The following is a 15,711-nucleotide window of genomic DNA, read 5'->3' as shown; positions in this document are numbered from 1 at the left end:
GAACAGGGATTGCAGGCTGGAGCTCACTCTGGGAAGGCTGGCAAACACTGCAAAGTAAACTGGACGGCTTTATTGCCGCCAAAGAGATGATGGCTTCGGGGATCAAGATCTGATCAAGAGACAGGATTTCATGGGCTGGCTATTTCTTTACTCATTCGAAGCTGATATGCTCCTTTGTGATCAACCATTTATTATAAAAGACGAACCAATTTTAATAGAACAATTATTCAGCGGTGGGGATGGATACATAATTATTATTCCTCTGTCTCGGCAGTTATGTCTGGCTCTATCGTCAGTTAAGTCGGATATTAAACATACATACATTAATTCGAGTCAGGCGATGGCAATAAATGACTTAATAATAAACAATGCTGAAAGGTGGGTAATCGGGCCCACTAAAGAGTCTATCCATGGCTAAAGAATATAACAAACGCAGTCACGGCGACGGCTTTGTCTTTGCGGCTTCGCCTTCATTACAAAGCCGCGCATGCTGCGGGCGTCATGTGCTTTTCTTTAGCTTTTAGTTTGGGAGATATTAAAAATAAATGACAGAAAATCAAGTTATTAGCGTGACCGAAGAGTCATCTTCAGTTCAAGCTCATTTAGCCCGTAGGTTCGAATAGCGCAGCGTATTCGGACAATCGCGAATAACCGCGCCGAGATAACAATTCAGCTCCTAAGACGGCGCCACTCAACAATTACAGGTAATTCCCCTGCCTTAGCGCAGTCAGCAACTCCTCCACCAGCACCTCTACCGGCTTACCGGCGTTAAGCAGATGGATTTCCGGCTGCTCGGGGGGCTCGTAGGCGGAGTCGATACCGGTGAAGTTACGGATCTCCCCGGCCCGCGCCTTTTTATAGAGCCCCTTGGGGTCGCGCTCTTCACAGATGGCGAGCGGTGCATCCACAAACACCTCGACAAACTCGTCAGCGCCCAAGAGATTGCGCACCAGATCCCGCTCGGCGCGAAATGGCGAGATAAAGGCGGTGAGCACAATCAAGCCCGCATCCACCATCAGTTTTGCCACCTCGCCGACCCGGCGGATATTCTCCTGCCGGGCGGCATCATCGAAACCGAGATCGCCGCACAGGCCGTGGCGCACATTGTCGCCATCCAGCAGATAGGTGTGTTTGCCCTCGGCCGCCAGCGCCTGTTCCAGCGCCCCCGCCAGGGTCGATTTACCTGCCCCCGACAACCCGGTAAACCAGATCACCAGCGGCTTCTGCCCTTTGAGCCCGGCCCGGCTTGCCTTGTTCACCGCATGCTGGTGCCACACAACGTTATTCATCCAGACTCCTTCTCTACCGCTCAATCCCTCACCCTGGCCCTGGCCCTCACCCCACAGGAGAGGGCCTATCAAGCCCCGTCTCCCTCTCTTTTATTTGGCGGGAGCAGGGCTGGGGATAAGGGGAATTCCTCCGCGCTCGCGGGGGAAGGGAATGACGACCTACGCCTCGTCGCTGCCGATAGCCAGCGCCTGCCAGTGGGGGAAGTGCTTGCGTACCAGGGCGTTGAGCTCGATTTCGAACTCGCTGTATTGCCCTGCCACTACTTTCGCGGCCAAGCCTTCCACTATCATGCCCGCCCCGACGGTGACGTTGCTCAGCCGGTCGATCAGGATAAAGCTGCCGGTGTCGCGGATATCCGTATACGGGTCAAACGCCACCGGATCGGTCAGGCTCACTTCGCACAGGCCAATCTCGTTGAGCTTGAGCTCGCTTGCGGGCAGCTCGTCCAGCTTGTTGATCTCGATGCGATGGCGGATGGCCTCCACCTGACCGCGGGTCTTTTTGGTGGCCAGCTTGATGTCATAGACCCGGCCCGATTGCAGGGACTCCTCCCCCATCCAGACGATGTGGGCCAGCACGTTCTGGGTCACCAGCGGTTTTCTGGCGGCATCCACCAGCAGATCGCCGCGACTGATGTCGATCTCGTCGGCAAAGGTGACAGTGATGGCCTGACCCGGCAGGGCGTACTCCAGATCCCCGTCGAAGGTGACGATGCGGGTCACTGTGCTCTCTTTGCCGGACGGCAACACCGCCAGCTTGTCGCCGACCCGCAAAATACCGGCCGCGAGCGTCCCCGCGAAACCGCGAAAATCGAGGTTGGGGCGGTTCACATACTGCACCGGCAGGCGCACCGGATGGCGCTCCAGCACCCGTTCCACTTCCGCAGATTCCAGCAGTGCCAGCAGGGTTTCGCCCTGATACCAGGCCAGCTTGTCGCTCGGGTTGACCACGTTGTCACCGTCCAGCGCCGAGACCGGCACGATCTGGATGGTGTCGACGCTGAGCTTCTTGGCGAACTCGCGATAATCGGCACTGATGCGATCGAACACCTCCTGGCTGAACTCCACCAGATCCATCTTGTTGACCGCCACCACGAACTGCTTGATACCCAAGAGGCTCGCGATAAAGCTGTGGCGACGGGTCTGATCCAGCACCCCTTTGCGGGCATCGATCAGGATGATGGCCAGATCGCAGGTGGAAGCGCCGGTGGCCATGTTGCGGGTGTACTGCTCGTGGCCCGGGGTATCCGAGATGATGAACTTGCGCTTGGCGGTGGAAAAATAGCGGTAGGCCACGTCTATGGTGATGCCCTGCTCGCGCTCCGCCTGCAGGCCATCCACCAGCAGCGCCAGATCGAGTTTTTCGCCGGTGGTGCCGAGCTTCTGGCTGTCGGACTCCAGCGCTTTGAGCTGATCTTCATAGATCTGCTGGGAGTCGTGCAACAACCGGCCTATGAGGGTGCTCTTGCCGTCATCCACGCTGCCGCAGGTGAGAAAACGCAGCAGACTCTTGTGCTGCTGGGCGTGCAGGTAGGCTTCAATGCCCTGTTCGCTGATGGCGGTCTGAATATGGTTGTTCATGTTGCGATTCCTTAGAAATATCCCTGACGCTTCTTCTGCTCCATGGAGCCTGCCTGATCGTGGTCAATCAGCCGCCCTTGCCGCTCGCTCGAGGTGGTGAGCAGCATCTCTTCGATGATCTCCGGCAGCGTGGTGGCATCGGATTCGATGGCCCCGGTCAGCGGGTAGCAGCCGAGGGTACGGAAGCGCACCAGCTCCTGCTTCACTTCATCTTCAGGGCCGATGGGCATGCGCTCGTCATCCACCATGATCTTGATGCCGCTGCGCTCAACAACCGGACGGTGAGCGGCGAAGTAGAGCGGCACTATGTCGATGTTCTCGAGATAGATGTATTGCCAGATATCCAGCTCGGTCCAGTTGGAGAGCGGGAACACCCGGATGCTCTCCCCCTTGTTGACCTGGCTGTTGTAGACACGCCACAGCTCGGGCCTCTGGTTCTTCGGATCCCAACGGTGGGACTTGTCACGGAAGGAGTAGACCCGCTCCTTGGCGCGGGACTTCTCCTCGTCGCGACGGGCACCGCCAAAGGCGGCATCGAAGCCGTGCTGGTTGAGCGCCTGCTTGAGCCCTTCGGTCTTCATGATGTCGGTGTGCTTGCCGCTGCCGTGCACGAAGGGGTTGATGCCCATGGCGAGGCCGTCCGGGTTCTTGTGGACGATGAGATCCAGCCCGTACTTTTTGGCTGTCTCGTCGCGAAACCTGATCATCTCCTTGAACTTCCAGTCGGTGTCGACGTGCAGCAAGGGGAAGGGGATCTTGCCCGGATAGAAGGCCTTGCGGGCCAAATGCAGCATGACGGAGGAGTCCTTGCCGATGGAGTACATCATCACCGGGTTTTCAAATTCGGCAGCCACCTCGCGGATGATATGGATGCTCTCGGCTTCCAGCTGCTGAAGGTGAGTCAATCGTTCACGGGAGATACCTGCTGGGGTCTTCTCCACATCAGGTTGCTGCAAGTGAGTCACTCTTTCACGGTCCATGTTGGTCCTCGGGTCATTGCTAACGCGCATGGTCAGGGCGCTGGGTGGTTCAGTGCGCGGCCGCGCTGGCAGCCGCATCAAATAGGTCTTTGCTCTCAGGCCAGCTGCACCAGCTTGAGGTCGCAGCCATCGAGATCCGGGTTATCACGCTGCTGCTCGCCACTCTTTTCCCCGCTTTTTTCTCCAAACCAGGCGAGCCGCTCGCGCAGTGCCACTACCTCGCCGATGACGATGAGCGACGGGCTCACGGCCTGCTGGGCCAGCACAGCCAACTCAGCCAGGGTGCCGGTCAGCACACGCTGACGGGCCGTGGTGCCCCGCTCTATGATGGCGATGGGGGTCGTGCTGCGGCGGCCGTGGCTCACCAGCTGCTGCTGAATGTGCTCGGATCGCATCAGCCCCATGTAGACGACCAGGGTCTGGTTGGTGGTGGCGAGCTGCTGCCAGTCGGGCTCCTTGCCATCGCTCTGGCAATGGCCCGTGATGAAGACGGCGCTCTGGGCGTGGTCGCGGTGGGTCAGCGGGATACCGGCATAGGCGGTGGCGCCAGCGGCGGCCGTGATGCCGGGCACAACAGAGAAGGGGATCCCCTCTGCCGCCAGCACTTCCAGCTCCTCGCCGCCCCGGCCAAACATAAAGGGATCGCCTCCCTTGAGCCGCACCACCCGATTACCCGCGCGGGCATGCTCCACCAGCAGGCGATTGGTCTCCTCCTGCGGCACACTGTGGGCACCGGCCTTCTTGCCGACCGACACCAGGGTGGCATCGCGGCGCACCAGATCGAGGATCTCCGGAGAGACCAGCTGGTCATAGAGCACCACTTCCGCCTGCTGAATTTGTTGCAGCGCCTTGAGGGTCAGCAAGCCAGGATCGCCGGGCCCCGCACCGACCAGCACCACCTCACCCACCTCGCTCTTGGCCTGATCCAGACCGTCGTTCAGCCAGCGCTCGGCACTCTGCCAATCCTGCTTTTCGATGAGGCCAGCCAGGGTATTGGAGGCAAACGCCCGCTCCCAGAAACGGCGACGATCGGAAATGGATGAGAGCACCCGCTTGGCCTTGTCGCGCACCCGGCCGGAGAGTTCGGTGAGCCCCCCCAGATGGCGGGGCAGCAGGCTCTCTAGCCGCTCGCGCAGCAGGCGCACCAGTACGGGGGCCTTGCCACCGCTGGAGATGGCGACCATCAGGGGAGATCGGTCGATGATGGAGGGAAAGATGAAGCTGGAACGCTTGGGATCATCCACCACATTGACGAACAGACCGCGCTGATTGGCGCTCTGATAAACGAGGGCGTTGACCTCGAGATCGTCGGTGGCGGCCACCACCAGGATCTGGCCGGTCAGATGGGCCGGCGTAAAACGCTCGACCAGATGAGTGAAGCGACCGGTAAAGGCGGTGAATTCGGGGTCAATCTCGGGGGAGACCAGGGTCAGCCTTGCGCCTGCGGCCAGCAGCAGACGTGCTTTGCGCAGGGCGACCTCGCCCCCGCCTACCAGCAACACAGGGCGGCCTTCCAACCTGGCAAACATAGGTAAATAATCCATTTCGGCCCATCCCTTGGAACACGACTAATATAGGGCGACTATAGGCAGGGCTGCTTATCCCTCAAAATAATAAAAAATGCTTTTTAATGCGTTTTAGTAATTAGCAAAGCAGTATGATGACGAAGGCGAACGAACATCCTTGTGGTGCTCGACGCTAGGCCATAGGCTAGTGAATGTGTTTCATAAGGAGCTTAATAATGAACGAGTCATTGATTGTGACGGGGATCTTCGTGTTCCTGGTGATCATCACCCTGAGTGCCGGGATCAAGATAATACCGCAGGGCTACAACTGGACAGTGGAGCGCTTCGGTCGCTACACCCGTACCCTTTCCCCCGGTCTCAACCTGCTGATCCCCTATGTGGACAGGATCGGCCACAGAATCATTATGATGGAACAGGTGCTGGACATACCGGCGCAGGAGGTAATCTCCCGCGACAACGCCAACGTCACCATAGACGCCATCAGCTTCATACAGGTGGTGGATGCCCGCAAAGCGGCCTATGAGGTCAACGATCTCACCAGCGCCATCCGCAATCTTTCCATGACCAACATGCGGACCGTGCTCGGCGCCATGGAGCTGGACGAGATGCTCTCCCAGCGTGACACCATCAACGAGAAACTGCTGCGCACCATGGATGCGGCCACCGCCCCCTGGGGCATCAAGGTGACCCGGATCGAGATCAGGGATGTGCGTCCGCCGCTGTCACTGGTAGAAGCCATGAACGCCCAGATGAAGGCCGAGCGCCAGAAACGGGCCGAGGTGCTGGAAGCCGAAGGGGTGCGTCAGTCCAAGATCCTCAAGGCCGAAGGCGAGAAGCAGTCCCAGATCCTCAAGGCTGAGGGTGAGCGTCAGGCCGCCTTCCTCGCCGCCGAAGCGCGGGAGCGGGCCGCCGAGGCGGAAGCCAAGGCAACTCACATGGTTTCCCAGGCCATCGCCGAGGGGGATATGCAGGCCATCAACTACTTCGTTGCCCAGAAATACACGGAAGCGCTGGCCCGCATCGGTGAAGGCCCCAACAGCAAGATCATCATGATGCCGCTCGAAGCAGGCAGCCTGATTGGCTCGGTAGCTGGCATGGCCGAGCTGTTCAGGGACGGCAAGAGTAGCAAGTCATGACAGCCCTGCTCGCGGAGCTGACCCACTGGCACTGGCTGGGGCTCGGTTTCGTGCTGCTGGCCATCGAAGTGCTGAGCTCGGTGGGTTTCCTGCTCTGGACCGGCATAGCCGCGGTGGAAGTCGGCTTGATCCTGCTGCTCTGGCCCTTCGGCTGGCAAGCGCAGCTGATGCTGTTTGCGGTGCAATCCCTGCTCACCACCTGGGTCTGGTGGCGCTGGCAGCACCGGCTGGACAGCTCGGGTCAGGATGCCGCCAGCCCCATCAATGAGCGGATGCAGAGCTATCTGGGCCGTGAGTTGACCCTGCTAGATGATGTGGTGCAGGGAACAAGCCGGGTGCGTCTGGATGACACAGTCTGGACGGTGCGCAGCGAGGTGCCGCTCACCGCGGGCAGTCGGGTCAAGGTGGTGGGGGCGGATTCCCACATCCTGTTGGTGGAACAATTGCCCTGACTCGGGCCAACCATCACCACTTGATGACACAACAAAGGGCTCCGCGGAGCCCTTTCTCATGGGGTGGCACAGGCCAAAGACTAGAAAGCGTCAGCGTCGAGGGCGGTGCGCAGCAGATCCTTCCAGCTGATGATGCCGACCAGGGCGCCATTTTCCAGCACTGGCAGGCAGGAGACATTCTTCTCCAGCATGATTTTCACGCCGTCGCGCACCGGCAGATGGGGGGCTATGGTGACGGGGTGGCGGCTCATGATCTGATGGGCCCGCTTGGTGAGGGTTTCAGTGTCACGGCTCATCTCGGCTTCGGAGTCGAGATAGGGGCTGATGGCACGGAACAGATCCCGGTCCGAGATGACCCCCACCAGCTCCTCCTCTTCCAGCACCAGCAGGTGGCGGAAGTGGGCCTGCTCGAAGATATCCTTGATGACAGTGAGTCTGTCATCCATGGAAACGGTAGCGACCCGGGTCGTCATTATGTCTCTGATAAGCATGCTAACCTCCCCAACCCTGACTGATTTCTCTGTTATGGCATGTTTTTGTCCCCCCAGCCAGTGGGAGCCCCCCACCTCAAGTGCAAATCTGCGCCATTTCACGTAAGATCCGCGCCAGTTTTTCTCCTCCATTTGAGCAAGCAGACCCCATCCATGATAGTTGCCAGTCAAATCGAACTGATCCGCGGCGGCCGCAAGCTGCTGGACAACGCCTCCGCCACCATTCACCCCGGCCACAAGGTGGGCCTGGTGGGTAAAAACGGCTGTGGCAAGTCCACCTTTTTTGCACTGGTACGGGGCGAGCTGGCCATCGACAGCGGCAGCTTCAGCCTGCCTGCCGGCTGGCAGATCGCTGGCGTCGCCCAGGAGACGCCGGCCCTTGACTGCTCGGCGCTCGAGTACGTGATCGACGGCGACAAGGAGTTCCGCTCGCTGGAGGCCCAGCTGGCCCAGGCCGAGTTGGATGACAACGGCCTGCTGGTGGCCGAGCTGCACGGCAAACTCGACACCATAGGCGCCTACAGCATTCGGGCCCGCGCCGCCGAGCTGCTGCACGGTCTGGGTTTCAGCGACGAGCAACTGGGCTCGCCGGTGCGCAGCTTCTCCGGTGGCTGGCGCATGCGCCTGAACCTCGCCCAGGCGCTACTCTGCCGCTCCGATCTGCTGCTGCTCGATGAACCGACCAACCACCTGGATCTCGATGCAGTGATCTGGCTGGAGAAGTGGCTCAAGGGCTATCAGGGCACGCTCGTCCTTATCTCTCACGACCGCGACTTCCTCGATTCGGTCATCAGCCGCATCATCCACATCGAGAACGGCAAGCTGAACGAATACACCGGCGGCTACTCCGACTTCGAACTGCAGCGCGCCGAACAGCTGGCCCAGCAGCAGTCCATGTACGAGAAGCAGCAGCGGGAGGTGTCCCACATGCAGGCCTATGTGGACCGCTTCCGTTACAAGGCCTCCAAGGCCCGTCAGGCCCAGAGTCGCCTGAAAGCAATGGAGCGGATGGAGAAGCTGCTGCCTGCCCACGCCGACTCCGAGTTCAGCTTCGAGTTTCGCGAGCCGTCAGCCCTGCCGACCCCGCTCATCGCCATGGAGAATCTGTGCGCCGGTTACGGCGACAAGGTGATCCTGGAGAAGATCAAACTCAACCTGGTACCGGGTTCGCGCATCGGCCTGCTCGGTCGCAACGGCGCCGGCAAGTCCACCTTCATCAAGATGCTGTCGGGCACCAATCCGCCCCTGTCAGGCAAGCTGGAGGTGAGCGCCGGGGTCAGCATAGGCTACTTCGCCCAGCATCAGCTGGAGACCCTGCGCCTCGACGACACGCCCCTCGATCACCTGGCCCGCCTCGCGCCCGACAAATCCGAGCAGGAGCTGCGCAACTACCTGGGCAGCTTCGGCTTCCACGGTGACAAGGCGCTCGACAAGGTGGCCCCCTTCTCCGGCGGCGAGAAGGCGCGACTGGTGCTGGCCCTCGTCACCTGGCAAAAGCCCAACCTCTTGCTGCTGGATGAACCGACCAACCACCTGGATCTGGAGATGCGCCACGCACTGACCATGGCGCTGCAAGGCTTCGAAGGGGCCATGGTGGTGGTGTCGCACGACCGTCACCTGCTGCGTACCACCACAGATGATTTCTATCTGGTGCACGGCGGCCGGGTCGAAGCCTTCGATGGCGATCTGGATGACTACCACAAGTGGCTCGGCGAGCAGGAAAAAGAGGCCAACGCCAAGCCAAGCGATGGCGTCATCTCCGCCAACTCGGCGCTGGCGCGCAAGGATCAGAAGCGGCGCGAGGCTGAGTTCCGGCAAGCGACCCGCCCCCTGCGCCAGAAGCTGGAGAAGCTCGAAGCCAGCATGGAAAAACTGCAGACCCGGCTGGCCGCGGTGGAAGAGCAACTGGCTGATCCCGCCATCTACGAAGAGAGCGCCAAGAACAAGCTCTCCGAACTGCTCAAGTCCCAGGGCCCCATCAAGGAGGAGCTGGAAGGGGTGGAGCTGGAGTGGATGAGCCTCTCAGAGGAGCTGGAAACCATGGAGCAGGCCTTCTTTGCGTGACGAACAGCTGATGACGACCGAGCAGGTCGCCGTGCACGAACTGCCGACGCCGCTGGGCTTCTGGCACTGGAGCGGCAAGGTCTATGGCGAGCGCAACCAGGACTGGCTAACCGTGCAGGCACAGGGCGGCAACGTCAATCTGGCGCTGTTGTTGCACCGGCTCGATCAACTCGGCATCGTGGTCGATCTCACCGATCTGCAACCTGCGCTGGTGCAGACCGAAGCGGTGCTGACCCCGTGGCGCGCCCTGCGCCAGAGCGCCAAGTCGCGGCTGGATGAGGAAGAGTATCAGGCCATGCTGGCCCACGAGCTGGAGCTGGAACGGCTGCAGCAGGGGGTGCTGCTGCAGACCTTGCGCAGCCTCACCCTGTTGCGGGGCAAGAGCCACAATTTGTTGAACTATCTATCGTTACTGGGTGCCCAGCAGGGCCCCCTCAGAGACCTAATATGCTGAGTTATCGCCACGCCTTTCACGCCGGCAACCACGCCGACGTGCTGAAACACACCGTTCAGGCCCTGATCATCGAGTCCCTCAAGAAGAAGGAGAAGCCCTTCATCGTGCTGGACACCCATGCCGGTGGCGGTCTCTACGACCTGCGCGGCGACTGGTCCCAGAAGAAGGCCGAGTATGCCGACGGCATCGGCCGCCTGTGGGATGAGCGGGCCCAGTGGTCTGCCATGGCCCCCTATCTGGGCGTCATCGAGGAGATGAACCCCGCTCAAGAAGGAAACAGCGGTGAGCTGCACTACTACCCCGGCTCGCCGGAGCTCTCCCGCCGCCTCGCCCGCGAGCAGGACAAGCTGGCGCTGATGGAGCTGCACAACAACGAGGTGGAAGACCTGCGCGCCAACATGGGTTACGACCCCCGCGTCGCCGTGCACCACCGCGATGGCTTCGAGGGGCTGGTGGCTCTGTTGCCACCGACTCCGCGCCGCGGGCTGGTGCTGATCGATCCGCCCTACGAGCTCAAAGAAGATTACTTCGCCGTGGTCGATACCCTGAAAAAGGCACAGAAACGCTGGGCCACCGGCATCTATGCCCTCTGGTATCCCATCCTGGGTCAGGAGGCGGACAAATCCCGCGACATGCTCAAGGCGATCAAACGGGAGAACTTCGGCAACGTGCTGGTGGCCGAGCTGGAAGTGGCCGCTCAGACTGCCGACTGGGGCATGAACGGCTCAGGCATGCTGATCATCAGCCCCCCCTGGATGCTGGCCGAGCAGATTGAAGCCTTCTTGAAACCCTTGTGCGCCAAGCTGGCACAAGGTGCCGGTGCCCAGTACAAGGTGGAGTGGCTCAATAAGGCCGAGGATTAATCCCGTGCCCGCGCGGCGCTCACCGAGTTCAAACGCAAAAGCCCCATCACGGGGCTTTTTCTATTGGTGCGGCCAGTGTGTGCGGCAGCCTGAACCTGCGCGCCCTATGAGCGGGCGGGTAGATCCTGTTTCAGCGCAACCAGCAACAGGGCCAGCAGACCAAAGGGCGGAAACAGACAGAGCAGGGAGCAGATAAGGGTGACCAGCGCCGGATGCTCGCTCTTGCGGCGCGCCAGTCGCCAGGCGATGAGGCCGACAATGATCATCAACAAGGCGAGGAACTGGCCAAGCAGGGTGGCATTGATATTCATGAAAGATCCTTTTTCATGGGCAAGTGTGAAGAACCTGTACTTTATCGCCTTGGCTGCGATTGGCAACCGCTGAACCGCACCGCCAGCTCGCCCCTTGATAGGTTCTCTCTATATCGGCAATAGATGAGAATAATTTTCATTTAATGTCATTGTGGCGGATACTACTGTCATCACCAGAGGGAGCCGCCATCATGAAAAAGACCATCAGCTTTGCCGCCCTGCACTTCATCGTGGCCTTTACCCTGGCTTACCTGCTGACCGGTGAGCTGCTTACCGCCAGCCTGATCGCGCTGATCGAGCCCGCCGTCAACACTGTCGCCTTCTACTTTCATGACCTCGGCTGGCACAAGTTCAAACCCGATCACAGCCTGCAAGCCAAGACCAGCAGCTTCGCACTGGTCCACTTCAGTGTTGCCTTCGGGGTTGCCTTCCTGCTGAGCGGCGAGCTGCTCACCGGCGGCGTGATGGCGACGATCGAGCCTGCCATCAACACAGTCATCTTCTTCTTTCACGAGCGGCTGTGGCGTAGCCGCCAGCCACTGGCGCTGGCCTGATCCACTTGCTGCCGCCAGCCTCACAACCGGGCTGGCGACACTCGCCCACTGAGCAAGAAACAGCCCCCGCTTCACATCCCGCGCACTGGCGGCGAAACCGCAACGTTTATCAAGAAAACCCATAGCCCATTAGCACAAGTGGTTACTTTTTCCGCCAACGGGTGTGGCAGACTAGCCTGCCGTCACCGTCAGCAGGAGCAAACATGAAAGGTGAAACCGACCTTGCCACCTTGTTAAAAGGAGCCAGTCCCGTTCTCAATCCGGGAGAATATGTCTTCTGTACCCTTGCCACGCCAAGCCAGACCTTGCTGGCCAGTGCTGTCGCCACGATCAAAGAGCAGGAGGGACATACTCTGGTGTTGCCCAAAGCATTGGCAGAGCAACAGGGTCTTGAATTTGCCTATGTGGCCGCCTGGATTACTCTCACGGTTCACTCCGATTTAGCCGCTGTGGGGTTGACGGCAGCCTTTGCCAGCGCCCTGGCACGACATCAAATCAGCTGCAACGTGATGGCCGGTTATTATCATGACCATATTTTCGTGGCGCATCAGCACGGAGCCAAGGCGGTTGCCGTATTAAACAGACTCGCCACCTAATAGATCATCCCCCCCCTGCCTGGCAGCCCTGACAATATGGGCTTGGGGATGACGTAGCACCTATGGCACTCTGGTGACTTTCAAACACCATTGGGCGGTGGTCTCCTATCGCTTACCTGATCGACTGAACAACATGGAGTATGTTCTCATGCCTTTATTTACCAAAACCCTGACAACTGTCGCGCTGCTGGGCGCCATGGCGGGGGCACAGGCACAGCCTCTTCCCGCGACCAACAACGACGCCCCGACAGGCAATGGCACCAACAATCTATTGATCGCGGCAGTGGCCTGGAAACAAACGGCAGCCGAATATCAAGCCCTCTACCATCAGGGGTATAATCTGGCCCGGATGCAGCTGGAAAAAGCCCTCGAGGCACACAAACCGGGTGACAAGCCCCTTGCAGTGATCACTGATCTGGATGACACCATTTTTCTGCCGCTGCCTTATTGGGGCTACCTGATCAACAACAATAAAGACTTCTTTGATGATCCGGTTTGGGATGCCTGGCTCCCCAAAAATCAGATGGTAGTGGCACCCGGCGCATTGGCGTTTTTTAAATTCGCAGCGAGCAAAGGGGTGGAAGTGTTTTATGTCAGCTCTCGGGATCAAGGAGATAAAACGCAAGAAATAGGGGTCAACCAGGTGCGACTAGCCGGCCTGCCCTTTGCGGATGACCAGCATGTCACCCTGCTGCGCGACTCATCCAATAAAGAGACTCGCCAGGATGAAATCGCGCAAGCCTTCAACGTTGTGCTCTACCTGGGTGATAACCTCAATGACTTTCGCCGCAAATACTACAGCCAGGATGTGGAAGAGCGCTTGACGCAGATGGAAGCAGACAAAGAGTTGTACGGCACTCGCTACATACTGTTTCCCAATCCGACAGACGGCCACTGGCTGCGCGCCATCTTCGGCGATAGCGAACCTCAGCCCAACGATAGCAACCGCGCGCGCTTCAAAGAGGCTGCAACCCGCAACGCCTGGGATGGTCGCTAATCCTGCGTCACCTCCCTTTGCACCATCCGCCCCTGAATCGCTGATGGGTGCCAACAAGATGGGGTCGCTGCGCAGATAACCCCTACTCTCGCACCAAGAGAGCAGGCTCTGCCAATCGGGGCCGCCCGGCGCAAATCGCGCTCGGCGGCCCTGCTGCATTGTGCTGTAGAGTGTGCTCTAGTAACGGGGTATCCAACCCTGTTTGCTGGAGTCTTCCCGATGAACAAGCTGCTGCTTGGCCCCCTGCTGTTTGCCCCTCTGCTGGCCTGCGCTGCCACCCCCTCCTTTGATTGCGCCAAGGCAGCCGGCGCGGCCGAAACCCTGATCTGCAAGGATGCCGGACTGGCGGCCCTTGATAACGAACTGGCGGCCCTCTACCCCAAGGCAATTGCCAACCTCTCCCCCGAACAGCTCAAAACGGAGAAGGCCATGCAGCGCGGCTGGATCAAGGGTCGCAACGACTGCTGGAAAGCCAAGGATCTGCGCCAGTGTGTGGAAGATAGCTACCAGCTGCGGATCACCGAGCTGCAGATTAGCGGCGGCCAACTGATGGTGCCGACCCCGGTCAACTACCAATGCGGCAAAAACGTCACCCTCTCCACCTACTTCTATCACGATGCCAAGCTGCCCGCCGCGGTGATCAATCTGAGCGAGGGCGATAGCCAGCAACAGGTGCTCGCCTATGACGCCCCCAGCGCCAGCGGCGCCCGCTATGAAGGGCAAAACCTCACCCTTTTTACCAAGGGGGACGAGGCCAGCCTGGCGCGTTATGGCCAGCCGACACTTAGCTGCACTGAGATCCCGACCAAGAGCAACTGACCGCTGCACGGGGGCCGCCTGCACGCTGCCCCTTGCCGACCACAATGGCGCCCCCGCTATGCCAGAGGGTGACTTCCGCCATCCGTGGTCACACACTCGTTATCGCTACCTTTTGAAAAACGCTTCCCGCAGCTCACCACCCTCTATCGATCACACCGCCTTGTTCATTAATTTGTTGATCCTGCCCAGAAATCTTCCATTTCCCCCTTCCCCTCTGCGCCACGCCCTTTAACATACCCGATTGGCAACACACGCCTCGTCGGAGTCACCCCATGAGCCCTGCCAACCCCATCCCGTTGGTTAAACGCAGCAGACTGGAGGCTGAAATTCAGGGGCGGTAGCCATGCTGTTTACCAGCGCGACAACCCCAACCCGCACCATGCAGCAGGTCGATATGGCTGGCAGATAAAGGGGGGATTTATAAACCGGCAACTGGTCAGTCAAACGATTGGATATGGTGTTTATGAGTAACATGTTTGCTTTAGATGCAGAGAGTGCCAAAGCAATCAAAAAAACCTCATTGAGCAAAAAGAGCAGGTAACCAACAAAACGATCAAGAAAAAGCCTCAAACAGGGTGGATTGACTGCTGCCTGCCGCTTAGCTTTGCGTAATTAGGATTATTCGTGAAAATAACAGAAGCAACACTGTCAGATTTGGAACCATTTTTTACATATTTGAGTGTCCAGCTTTTAGATAATGCGGCTGACGACTCGCCACTCTTTCAACCCATGGCTAAAAAACACTGCCTGGTTACGGAGTCACTCCAAGCAAAATTTCGTGCTGGCTTTGGATCTGGCGTAGGTCAAGCTGGCTGGCGAAAGCTTTGGTTGATCAAAGACACGAGTGATAATATTTTTGGACATATAGATTTACGTCATTACAACGAAGAGTACAGATTTCACCGTGTTATGTTGGGCATGGGGGTTGACTGTCGCGTAAGAAAGCAGGGTTTGGGTGTAAAGCTAATAGAAACGGCTATCACGTTTTGTCGTGAATCAGAAGAAATTGAGTGGCTTGATTTAAATGTGCTTACAAACAACCTGCCAGCTAAGAATTTATATTTAAAGTGTGGATTCAACGTCGTTGGTGAGATGTCAGATTGTTACCGTATTGACGGTGAGTCAGTATCTGAAACCACGATGACACTGTGTACAAAACCGCCCGCCTCACAGAGTGTTATTGTGGAGCACACCCGTCGTTGACGTTAATACACTCTATTATTTTCCGCATTACATATCTATGGTGTGATTTATAAAAAGATCACTCAAGTATTTATTTACACACCTGTTTTGGTCTATGGCTTGTTGGCTTTATTGATAACCATTGGGCTTCAACAAACCCGCAGCCGTAAAGTGAATAGGGCAGTAGCCTATATCCTGCCTGTCAGGATGATGGCCTTGTCGCTCGCAGGGATCAGCACCAGTTTCGAGACGCATAGCCGTAGTGCCAGCCCTTGTTTTCCCTCCGCATTGCCTGTCTCTTGATCAGATCTTGATCCCCGAAGCCATCATCTCTTTGGCGGCAATAAAGCCGTCCAGTTTACTTTGCAGTGTTTGCCAGCCTTCCCAGAGTGAGCTCCAGCCTGCAATCCCTGTTC

Annotated in this window: 16 protein-coding genes; 10 read left to right on the top strand and 6 right to left on the bottom strand. The window is 58.5% G+C overall.

Annotation, left to right across the window (positions count from 1 at the left end):
* Nucleotides 1-698: 698 nt before the first annotated feature.
* The 4 genes from cysC to cysG form a co-directional block, all read right to left on the bottom strand.
* Complete coding sequence (cysC, locus tag GWQ22_RS18690) at nt 699-1,289, bottom strand: adenylyl-sulfate kinase (protein WP_275931243.1); 591 nt, start codon at nt 1,287-1,289, stop codon at nt 699-701.
* Nucleotides 1,290-1,448: 159 nt separating this feature from the next.
* Nucleotides 1,449-2,870, bottom strand: coding sequence for a sulfate adenylyltransferase subunit CysN (gene cysN / locus GWQ22_RS18685; RefSeq protein ID WP_275931242.1), 1,422 nt, complete (start codon nt 2,868-2,870; stop codon nt 1,449-1,451).
* Nucleotides 2,871-2,881: 11 nt separating this feature from the next.
* Nucleotides 2,882-3,850 (bottom strand): sulfate adenylyltransferase subunit CysD, encoded by a 969-nt coding sequence (gene cysD, locus GWQ22_RS18680; RefSeq protein ID WP_275931241.1) that lies wholly within the window; start codon nt 3,848-3,850, stop codon nt 2,882-2,884.
* A gap of 95 nt (nt 3,851-3,945) precedes the next feature.
* Nucleotides 3,946-5,394, bottom strand: a complete 1,449-nt coding sequence (gene cysG / locus GWQ22_RS18675; RefSeq protein ID WP_084204542.1) for a siroheme synthase CysG — start codon at nt 5,392-5,394, stop codon at nt 3,946-3,948.
* A 197-nt stretch (nt 5,395-5,591) separates the two neighbouring features.
* Between cysG and GWQ22_RS18670 the strand changes: the two genes are divergently transcribed.
* Nucleotides 5,592-6,512, top strand: a complete 921-nt coding sequence (locus GWQ22_RS18670; RefSeq protein WP_212514545.1) for an SPFH domain-containing protein — start codon at nt 5,592-5,594, stop codon at nt 6,510-6,512.
* The gene (locus GWQ22_RS18665) at nt 6,509-6,964 is read left to right on the top strand and encodes an NfeD family protein (RefSeq protein ID WP_212514544.1); all 456 of its coding nucleotides are present in this window, start codon (nt 6,509-6,511) and stop codon (nt 6,962-6,964) included. The genes GWQ22_RS18670 and GWQ22_RS18665 overlap by 4 nt, the downstream gene beginning before the upstream one ends.
* An 80-nt stretch (nt 6,965-7,044) precedes the next feature.
* Here the strand turns inward: GWQ22_RS18665 and GWQ22_RS18660 are convergent, their stop codons facing one another.
* Nucleotides 7,045-7,455, bottom strand: coding sequence for a CBS domain-containing protein (locus GWQ22_RS18660; protein ID WP_042034197.1), 411 nt, complete (start codon nt 7,453-7,455; stop codon nt 7,045-7,047).
* Between the two features lie 153 nt (nt 7,456-7,608).
* Here GWQ22_RS18660 and GWQ22_RS18655 point away from each other — a divergent pair, with 153 nt between their 5' ends.
* The 3 genes from GWQ22_RS18655 to rlmJ are packed head-to-tail and all read left to right on the top strand — an operon-like array spanning nt 7,609 to nt 10,836.
* Nucleotides 7,609-9,519, top strand: coding sequence for an ABC transporter ATP-binding protein (locus GWQ22_RS18655; protein WP_275931240.1), 1,911 nt, complete (start codon nt 7,609-7,611; stop codon nt 9,517-9,519).
* Nucleotides 9,512-9,973: a DUF2390 domain-containing protein gene (locus GWQ22_RS18650; protein WP_275931239.1), complete on the top strand. Its 462-nt coding sequence runs from the start codon at nt 9,512-9,514 to the stop codon at nt 9,971-9,973. Before GWQ22_RS18655 ends, GWQ22_RS18650 begins: the two co-directional genes overlap by 8 nt.
* Nucleotides 9,967-10,836 (top strand): 23S rRNA (adenine(2030)-N(6))-methyltransferase RlmJ, encoded by an 870-nt coding sequence (gene rlmJ / locus GWQ22_RS18645; RefSeq protein WP_275931238.1) that lies wholly within the window; start codon nt 9,967-9,969, stop codon nt 10,834-10,836. Before GWQ22_RS18650 ends, rlmJ begins: the two co-directional genes overlap by 7 nt.
* Before the next feature lie 104 nt (nt 10,837-10,940).
* Here the strand turns inward: rlmJ and GWQ22_RS18640 are convergent, their stop codons facing one another.
* Nucleotides 10,941-11,147, bottom strand: a complete 207-nt coding sequence (locus GWQ22_RS18640; RefSeq protein WP_275931237.1) for a hypothetical protein — start codon at nt 11,145-11,147, stop codon at nt 10,941-10,943.
* Between the two features lie 191 nt (nt 11,148-11,338).
* On the opposite strand from GWQ22_RS18640, the gene GWQ22_RS18635 reads away from it, so the two are divergent.
* The 5 genes from GWQ22_RS18635 to GWQ22_RS18615 all read left to right on the top strand — a co-directional run bounded on the left by GWQ22_RS18635 (nt 11,339) and on the right by GWQ22_RS18615 (nt 15,316).
* Nucleotides 11,339-11,701 carry a DUF2061 domain-containing protein gene (locus GWQ22_RS18635; RefSeq protein ID WP_275931236.1) on the top strand — a complete coding sequence of 121 codons (363 nt, stop codon included), beginning with the start codon at nt 11,339-11,341 and terminating at the stop codon, nt 11,699-11,701.
* A 203-nt stretch (nt 11,702-11,904) separates the two neighbouring features.
* The gene (locus GWQ22_RS18630) at nt 11,905-12,297 is read left to right on the top strand and encodes an ACT domain-containing protein (protein ID WP_042034205.1); all 393 of its coding nucleotides are present in this window, start codon (nt 11,905-11,907) and stop codon (nt 12,295-12,297) included.
* 73 nt (nt 12,298-12,370) lie between these two features.
* Complete coding sequence (locus GWQ22_RS18625) at nt 12,371-13,294, top strand: HAD family acid phosphatase (RefSeq protein WP_275931235.1); 924 nt, start codon at nt 12,371-12,373, stop codon at nt 13,292-13,294.
* 219 nt (nt 13,295-13,513) lie between these two features.
* Entirely contained in the window at nt 13,514-14,113 is a 600-nt protein-coding gene (locus tag GWQ22_RS18620; RefSeq protein WP_275931234.1) for an MliC family protein, read from the top strand.
* 624 nt (nt 14,114-14,737) lie between these two features.
* Complete coding sequence (locus GWQ22_RS18615; RefSeq protein WP_212514489.1) at nt 14,738-15,316, top strand: GNAT family N-acetyltransferase; 579 nt, start codon at nt 14,738-14,740, stop codon at nt 15,314-15,316.
* The last annotated feature ends 395 nt before the right edge of the window (nt 15,317-15,711 follow it).

This window comes from Aeromonas sp. 1HA1 (genome assembly GCF_029237385.1).
Taxonomy (GTDB): Bacteria; Pseudomonadota; Gammaproteobacteria; order Enterobacterales; family Aeromonadaceae; genus Aeromonas; species Aeromonas popoffii.
Note: the sequence above shows the minus strand (reverse complement) of the source record. Positions and strands in the feature narration are given on the sequence as shown.

Bases quoted from the DNA above. Each gene is read 5' to 3' on its own strand.
- cysG (WP_084204542.1), bottom strand. From the start codon at position 5,394: ATGGATTATTTACCTATGTTTGCCAGGTTGGAAGGCCGCCCTGTGTTG.
- GWQ22_RS18630 (WP_042034205.1), top strand. From the start codon at position 11,905: ATGAAAGGTGAAACCGACCTTGCCACCTTGTTAAAAGGAGCCAGTCCC.
- GWQ22_RS18660 (WP_042034197.1), bottom strand. From the start codon at position 7,455: ATGCTTATCAGAGACATAATGACGACCCGGGTCGCTACCGTTTCCATG.
- GWQ22_RS18640 (WP_275931237.1), bottom strand. From the start codon at position 11,147: ATGAATATCAATGCCACCCTGCTTGGCCAGTTCCTCGCCTTGTTGATG.
- GWQ22_RS18670 (WP_212514545.1), top strand. From the start codon at position 5,592: ATGAACGAGTCATTGATTGTGACGGGGATCTTCGTGTTCCTGGTGATC.
- cysN (WP_275931242.1), bottom strand. From the start codon at position 2,870: ATGAACAACCATATTCAGACCGCCATCAGCGAACAGGGCATTGAAGCC.
- cysD (WP_275931241.1), bottom strand. From the start codon at position 3,850: ATGGACCGTGAAAGAGTGACTCACTTGCAGCAACCTGATGTGGAGAAG.
- GWQ22_RS18665 (WP_212514544.1), top strand. From the start codon at position 6,509: ATGACAGCCCTGCTCGCGGAGCTGACCCACTGGCACTGGCTGGGGCTC.
- cysC (WP_275931243.1), bottom strand. From the start codon at position 1,289: ATGAATAACGTTGTGTGGCACCAGCATGCGGTGAACAAGGCAAGCCGG.
- GWQ22_RS18620 (WP_275931234.1), top strand. From the start codon at position 13,514: ATGAACAAGCTGCTGCTTGGCCCCCTGCTGTTTGCCCCTCTGCTGGCC.
- GWQ22_RS18655 (WP_275931240.1), top strand. From the start codon at position 7,609: ATGATAGTTGCCAGTCAAATCGAACTGATCCGCGGCGGCCGCAAGCTG.
- rlmJ (WP_275931238.1), top strand. From the start codon at position 9,967: ATGCTGAGTTATCGCCACGCCTTTCACGCCGGCAACCACGCCGACGTG.
- GWQ22_RS18635 (WP_275931236.1), top strand. From the start codon at position 11,339: ATGAAAAAGACCATCAGCTTTGCCGCCCTGCACTTCATCGTGGCCTTT.